6 protein-coding genes and 1 pseudogene are annotated in these 7076 nt (G+C 49.3%); 2 read left to right on the forward strand and 5 right to left on the reverse strand.

Annotated elements, in window-relative coordinates; all coding sequences use genetic code 11:
- Positions 1-738: pseudogene (locus ACEW8P_RS26685) on the reverse strand (hypothetical protein); the annotation flags it as partial.
- Between the two features lie 110 nt (positions 739-848).
- Positions 849-2177, reverse strand: coding sequence for a hypothetical protein (locus ACEW8P_RS26690; RefSeq protein ID WP_373516107.1), 1329 nt, complete (start codon positions 2175-2177; stop codon positions 849-851).
- A 178-nt stretch (positions 2178-2355) separates the two neighbouring features.
- Between ACEW8P_RS26690 and proS the strand changes: the two genes are divergently transcribed.
- Both proS and ACEW8P_RS26700 read left to right on the forward strand, forming a co-directional pair.
- Positions 2356-3831 carry a proline--tRNA ligase gene (gene proS / locus ACEW8P_RS26695; protein ID WP_373516108.1) on the forward strand — a complete coding sequence of 492 codons (1476 nt, stop codon included), beginning with the start codon at positions 2356-2358 and terminating at the stop codon, positions 3829-3831.
- A gap of 74 nt (positions 3832-3905) precedes the next feature.
- Entirely contained in the window at positions 3906-4337 is a 432-nt protein-coding gene (locus ACEW8P_RS26700; protein ID WP_373516109.1) for a peptidylprolyl isomerase, read from the forward strand.
- Positions 4338-4452: 115 nt separating this feature from the next.
- Here the strand turns inward: ACEW8P_RS26700 and ACEW8P_RS26705 are convergent, their stop codons facing one another.
- From ACEW8P_RS26705 to lepB, 3 genes are all read right to left on the reverse strand, one after another.
- On the reverse strand, positions 4453-5091 hold the full coding sequence (locus tag ACEW8P_RS26705; RefSeq protein WP_373516110.1) for a helix-turn-helix domain-containing protein: 639 nt from the start codon (positions 5089-5091) through the stop codon (positions 4453-4455).
- Between the two features lie 3 nt (positions 5092-5094).
- Positions 5095-6216, reverse strand: a complete 1122-nt coding sequence (dprA, locus tag ACEW8P_RS26710; protein ID WP_373516112.1) for a DNA-processing protein DprA — start codon at positions 6214-6216, stop codon at positions 5095-5097.
- A gap of 7 nt (positions 6217-6223) precedes the next feature.
- A partial coding sequence (gene lepB / locus ACEW8P_RS26715) for a signal peptidase I (protein ID WP_373516111.1) occupies positions 6224-7076 on the reverse strand: 853 nt, incomplete at its 5' end.

Genomic DNA, 7076 nt, shown 5'->3' on the forward strand with positions numbered 1-7076 from the left:
ACCGACCGATGCCCCGATATAAACTTTATCGTTGTAATTGCCCGCATAAGCAAACGTCCACTGTGAGTGAGCCCCGGTGGACTCGAAACTACCCAGTTGGTCTGTTGCACTTCCCCGCTCGTATCGAGTGTAGGGGGGGCCAACGGCGGTAGTTGGATTTATCATGTATAGCTGATAGTAGGCACCAGCCTGAGTGAACGCCTGCCGATTGTCAATGTCAAACTCCTGATCGAGGGCATCGGCTGAAATATTTCTCCGATTGGCGTCGTCTACCGCCGCATCCACAAACGCAGAACGCTCATTCCTTCCTGAATAGGAGAAAATGTTGTGGAACGATTGCTGTCGGGTGTACGAAATTCCAATCGAAGAACGCTTCCAGTTACTATCGTAGCGATTAGGTTTTCCCGCTATGATCAGTGAGGCCTGCGTTAGGTTAGGATTGGTCTTACCATCTGCTTGCACCCGGCCAAGGTAGGTAGTTTCGGTGTTAATATTTCGAAACGACGGGCTGATACTTAACTCTGAGCGGTTGTAAAAACCTAATCCAGCGGGGTTACCGCTGATGTTGCTGGCGTCCCCGCCCAGAGCGGCATGATTGCCACCTACACCCTGAAATCGGGCCGTACCCGTCTGATTAATTTCTGAAAAACGGAAGGCGTCGGCGGCATACTGCGCTTGGGAGGGCAATACCGCTACGCACGAGGCGACAACCAGTAAGCTATACTTTATAATATTCATGATTATGGTGGGCTAATAGTGGAAAACTGAGGTGTAATCTTAATGAAAGGCCCCACAAAATTGATTATTTGTAGGGCCCTTTTATTATTTGTCAAATCACCTTAAACCAATTATCTCGGTCCCCGAGAACGCGGGGCGCTAGATGCAGGACTCGGACTTGGTGAGCTCACGCTACCCCGACTACTCGACCCACTATTGTAAGTAGGCGTCGATGTAGAACGGCTGGGTGTTTGATACGTCGACTGGTCAGGAGCCTGGTAGGTAGAGTTGCTATTGCCAGATCCTCGGCTGGAATTATAGCTGGGACTGCTCTGATACGTCCGGGAAGAGCGGCTGCTGTTACCGGAACTATAAGAACTGTTGGAACTTGACCGAGGTGAGGAATAATACGGCGTCTCGCTGGTCGAGCTGCTCCTGGCATTGCGGCTGGAAGACGCTTCTGAACTTGTGCGACCTGCAGATGAACCATCACCATTGTAATAAGTTCCGCTACTGTTGGCCCGTGGGCGAGCGTAATAACTATCCGATGAGGACGATGTACCACGCGACGGTTCGCTATAAGTCGAGTTGTAAGCCTCACGTCCACCGTTGTTACGAGAAGTACGAGCCGCATTGGTAAATTCACGGTTGTAGTTTTCGTTACTCCTGGCAGTGTTAGTACGTGGACCGTAGCCACGAGTGGCTCGTCCATTATCGTTGTTATTTACCACAAACACTCGGTTACCGAAACCCCCGTAGTAAGGATTAAAGGCATTGTAGCCACCAAATCCGCCACCGTAGCCCCAGGGACTTCCCCAATTATTGAAGCCACCATAACCAAACGGACTGTATCCGCCACCATAGCCGTAAGCCATACTGCCGTACCCGAAGGGACTGAAAGGATCATAACCAAAGGAGTTGAATCCACTGTTCCAAGGGCTACCCCACGAGTTCCAGGGATTACCCCATGAGTTGTACCCCATGCCGTATCGGTTAAACGGGCTGTACCCAAAGCGCATCGAGTTGCCGAGACCCATTTGGAAGCCCATTCCGAAGGCTGAACCAGCCATCGGCCACATAGAGCCGTAGTTGTACATATTATTCATGCCGAAACCAGTGTTCCGCCCGGCGTAATATCCTTCGCGGAATCCAGAATCATAACCTGCCCCATCAGACACGCGCCTCTGCGCGTTACGAGATGACAGATATGATTCGTCGTAGTAGTCAGCGTTACCGTTCTGGTTTCTTGAATCATAGTTCCCAGACTGATAGTCGGGGTTGGTATTGCGGCTCTCGCGCTGATTGTTTTCAACTCGGGCAGCTACGGTCACTTCCGATGAACTTCCGTAGAGGTCGTCGTAAGAAGAACCAGAACGTGATGTGAGTTGACTCGAAGAGCAACCCCATGTCCCGAGGAGAGCAACCACCGAAAGGTAAGTGAGTTTGTTTATGGTTGTCATGGCGAAAAGGTTAATTATATTGATACTTTGAAATCTACAATTTTCATTCCTGGTACTGAGAAAACGTTGCATTGGCAACGTTGAGTACAAATATAGCATAAAAAACTATCTTTGCAACCTCAAAATCAGGTACACTACTGACAATTCGTCACGCAAAAAGTTTAAATAAAAGTCAATAATGAGTAAAGGATTACCCACCCGTAGCGAAAACTACTCCGAATGGTACAACGAACTGGTAAAAAGAGCTGACTTGGCTGAAAATTCGCCCGTCCGGGGCTGCATGGTTATCAAACCCTACGGTTTTTCGATCTGGGAAAAAATGCAACGTGCCATGGACGACATGTTTAAGGAAACGGGACATTCAAACGCTTACTTCCCTCTGTTCATCCCAAAATCTTTTTTGAGCAAAGAAGCCGATCATGTAGAGGGCTTTGCCAAAGAGTGCGCCGTGGTGACCCACTATCGCTTAATGAACGACCCGAACGGCGGCGGGGTAGTCGTAGACCCAGAGGCGAAGCTGGAGGAAGAGCTCATCGTACGGCCCACTTCTGAAACAGTGATTTGGAGTACTTACAAAAACTGGATTCAGTCGTATCGTGATCTGCCGCTACTCATCAATCAATGGGCCAATGTGGTACGCTGGGAAATGCGCACCCGAATTTTCCTACGTACTACCGAATTTTTGTGGCAAGAAGGGCACACCGCCCACGCTACCCAAGCAGAGGCCATCGCCGAAACAGAGCAGATGCTGGATGTTTATGCCACTTTTGCCGAAGAATGGATGGCACTGCCCGTACTGCGCGGCGTAAAGACGGCCAACGAACGCTTTGCCGGAGCCGTAGAAACCTACTGCATAGAAGCACTTATGCAAGACAACAAAGCCTTGCAAGCGGGTACGTCGCACTTCCTGGGGCAAAACTTTGCCAAAGCATTCGATGTAAAGTTTCAGGATAAAGAGGGTGGATTGGAATACGTATGGGGAACTTCCTGGGGAACGAGCACCAGACTCATGGGAGCCCTAATCATGGCGCACTCCGATGATAGCGGTTTGGTATTACCCCCGAAACTAGCCCCAATTCAAGTAGTTATCGTGCCGATTTATCGCGAAGAGGATCAACTTATCAAAATCTCTGAGAGGATAGCTGGACTGGTCAAAGAATTGAAGAAAAAAGGCATCAGTGTAAAATTCGACGACAGCGATGACTATAAGCCCGGCTACAAATTTGCCGAGTACGAACTTCGCGGTGTTCCAATCCGGTTAGCGATGGGGATGCGTGACTATGACAATGGCACGGTCGAAGTCGCTCGTCGCGATACCAAAACTAAGGAAACAATGCCTTTCGAAGGCATTGTGGATCATATCGCGGCGTTGCTCGAAGAAATTCAGCAGTCCATCTACGACAAAGCTCTCGCCTATCGTGAAGCAAATACTTTTAAGGCGGATACCTACGAAGAGTTTAAGGAAATTCTGGACGAAAAGGGCGGCTTCATTTACGCCCACTGGGATGGTACTCCCGAAACCGAAGAAAAAATAAAAGAAGAAACCAAGGCCACGATCCGCTGTATTCCGCTGGGCGCGCCGGAGGAAGAAGGTGTTTGTGTGTATTCCGGCAAGCCTTCGAACCGGCGGGTGGTGTTTGCTCGTGCTTACTAAATCTAGAATGAACGATTTGGGGGAGGGGCGGTGTTTCCCTTTCTCATTTTATTTTTTTCAAAAAACATTGCAAGATGAGTAAGGCAAAATCGGGAGACACCGTACAAGTACATTATAAAGGCACCCTAACCGACGGACAACTATTTGATTCGTCCGCTGGACGTGATCCGCTGTCCTTCCAATTGGGGACGGGCCAAGTTATTAAAGGCTTTGATGATGGCGTGACGGGCATGGAAGTGGGTGATAAGAAGACGATCAATATTCCCAGTGCGGAGGCTTACGGCCCGGTCAATGAAGAGTTGTTAATCAACTTCGACCGTACCCAAATCCCCTCCGACATTCCTCTGGAACCCGGTGTGACGCTCAATATGCATCAGGACGGCAACGGTCAAGTAGTTCCTGTGGTAGTAAAGGAAGTAGCCAACGAACACGTAGTTCTCGACGCCAATCACCCGCTGGCTGGCCAGGATTTGACGTTTGAGCTTGAATTAGTTGGTATTCAATAATTTGGATGTCGGACGGGGACACCCGGCGATTAGTGAATGTCGGAATATTTTAAACAGCTGAAGAAAACAATATTCCGATATTCCGACATTCCAACATTCGCCAATTCCAAATTGATTAGTTCGCCAACTTTAAGCTGTACAACGCCCCCTTCCCACTACCCCGTTTTAGAACAATCCCCTTATCCGTGAGGTCGTGGAGTAGTCGTGTGGCGCGCTTCACTGAGACATTGATAAGGTTGGAGAAGTCTTTCTCCGTGATGCTATCGTTTTGCTTAAGGTACTGAACGAGGTTTTTGACAGGACGCGAGGCAAGTAGTTTGTCCGTAGCGGTGTCTGCTTCACCTGGAAGCATGAGACGATTGGTAGGTACCGATTTGTCCTTTGTGCGTACGTAGATGATACGGTCGCCCTTTTCATTAATAGCGTAGTGCGGTTTGTTTTCGCTTTCGTCGATCTCGATCCGCAAGATTATGCTCATTCCCAATATGATCGTCTTGCATCGAACGAGCAATTCTTTCTCCACAAGTTCCCCGCAGGCCCTTTCAAGTTTTTGTAATTCGCGAAGTTCAGATTCGATTCCAACTGTGGAACGGTTGTCGGCGATGCCCACTAGTAATACGCCGCCGGAAGTGTTGGCGAAAGAGGCGAGAGTTTTAGCAATTTTGAAAGGACTGTCAATCGTGCGCTTAAATTCCACGGTCAGCCCCTCCCCCATTTCGATCAATTCCAGCGTGGTTCTTTTGAAGTCGATCATAGGTCAGATCAGCGCGTACTTTTTGCCCGGCAGCGATCGTACCATCCCTTGGAATTCCAGGTTTAGTAGCAATGTGGCGAGCTTACCCAGGTGAATGCCGCTCTGCCAGCTCATGTCGTCGATCTGCATATCGCCGCCTTTTTTCAATAGAGCCAACACCTGGCCTTCATCCTGTGTAAAGCCCTCAAAAACCAGCTCCCCCTCAGGTTTATCGTATCTAGACGGTGCTTTGGGTTCGGTTTGACCAAGAACCCATTGCAAGTCATGCGCCATTTCTTCTACTGAGGAGAAAAGATTTGCCTTGTTATTACGGATTAGCTGGTTGCACCCTTCCGAATAAGTACTACCGAGATTTCCCGGCACGGCATATACTTCGCGGTGGTAGTTTTGAGCGTACTCGGTGGTAATGAGACTTCCACCTTTTTTGGCAGATTCCACCACGATCGTAACGTCACTCAATCCAGCGATAATGCGGTTGCGGGCAGGAAAGCGCATGAAATCGGGCTTGGTACCAAATGGGTTTTCTGTAACGATACCGCCATTTGCCTGCATTTCCTCGGCGGTACGCTTGTGAACAGCAGGATATATTACATCCAGACCGCTGGCCATAACTCCTACCGTAGGAACTCCGTTTTTCAAACAAGCTCGGTGGGCGGTGATATCTATACCATAGGCCAAGCCACTAACCAACAAGGGTTGGTAGGGTGCTAATTCTTTGATAATGGCTTCGGTGACGGACTTACCATAGTCAGTGATTTTGCGAGTACCGACTATACCTACCGTCCGTACAACATTGTAGTCGATGACGCCCTGCGAGTAAAGTAGCACGGGCGAATCATAGAGCGGTTTGAGTCTTTTGGGATAGTCGGGGTCGGTGTAAAAGGTCAACTTGGCCCCAATTTTATTGCACCGCTCAAATTCCTTCTCGGCTTCAGTCCAACCGTGTTTGCCAATAATGCTGCGCGCAACCTTATCCCCGACACCAGGTATTTTTATAAGCTTTTTGTAGTCAGAACGGTGGACTTTTTCAGCCCCACCGCAGTAGCTTATCAATTGCCGAATCGTGACGGAACCCACGCTGGGCGTGCGTACCAGAGCCAGAACCGCAATTTGGTCTTCCGTCATCCGCCCCTTAGTCGATTGTCCTGAATAACCGATTCCAGCGAATCTTGTTGGCGGCACTCGTGGGGTTTGGATCAATGGACATCCAAACGAATACAGCCTTACCCACAATATGATCCATCGGAACGAAGCCCCAATAGCGCGAGTCGGCGGAATTATGGCGGTTATCACCCATCATGAAGTAGTAATCCTGCTTGAAAGTATAGCCGTCGATGGGTTTGCCGTCTATGGAAATCTTACCTTCGGCCAATTCTACGTTTTCATAGCCCTCATAGTACTTAATGACAGGACCATAGAACGCCACATTCTCCGGTGTCATCGCCACGGTCACGCCTCCTTTCGGCACGGTAATAGGACCGTAGTTGTCGCGGTTCCACTTGACCAGGGAAGATGATGGATAAAGCGATGGCTCGCTGATGTCCTTCGGAGCTACGACAGGTCGGATGTCACGCACGAAATCGTATTCTTTTAGCTTGGCGGCAATATCGGCGGTGGTATAGGCGATGTAGCCGGACTCGTCGTTACCCGGAATCGTGTCATTGTAGGTTTCGGTGTAGCTGGCAAATTCAGATACGCCGTTTTCCCGAAAAACTTTGTCTTCGTTAACGGCCGTAGTAGTTGATACAAAGTACTCACTCTCCATGCGCGGCGGGTTTACCATCGGGCTCCCATTCAGATAAACCTGAGCGTTCCTCACTTCTAATTTATCGCCCGGTGTGCCGATACATCGTTTGATGTAGTTGGTCTTCAAATCGGTAGGATGCTGCAACTCAGGGGGGTAGTTGAAAACCACTACGTCACCCGATTTTACCTCTGAAAAGCCCGGCAAACGATACTGTGGCAATTGGATCCAATCCAGGTAG

Source organism: Persicitalea sp., assembly GCF_041751555.1.
In the GTDB taxonomy this organism is placed as follows: Bacteria; Bacteroidota; Bacteroidia; order Cytophagales; family Spirosomataceae; genus Persicitalea.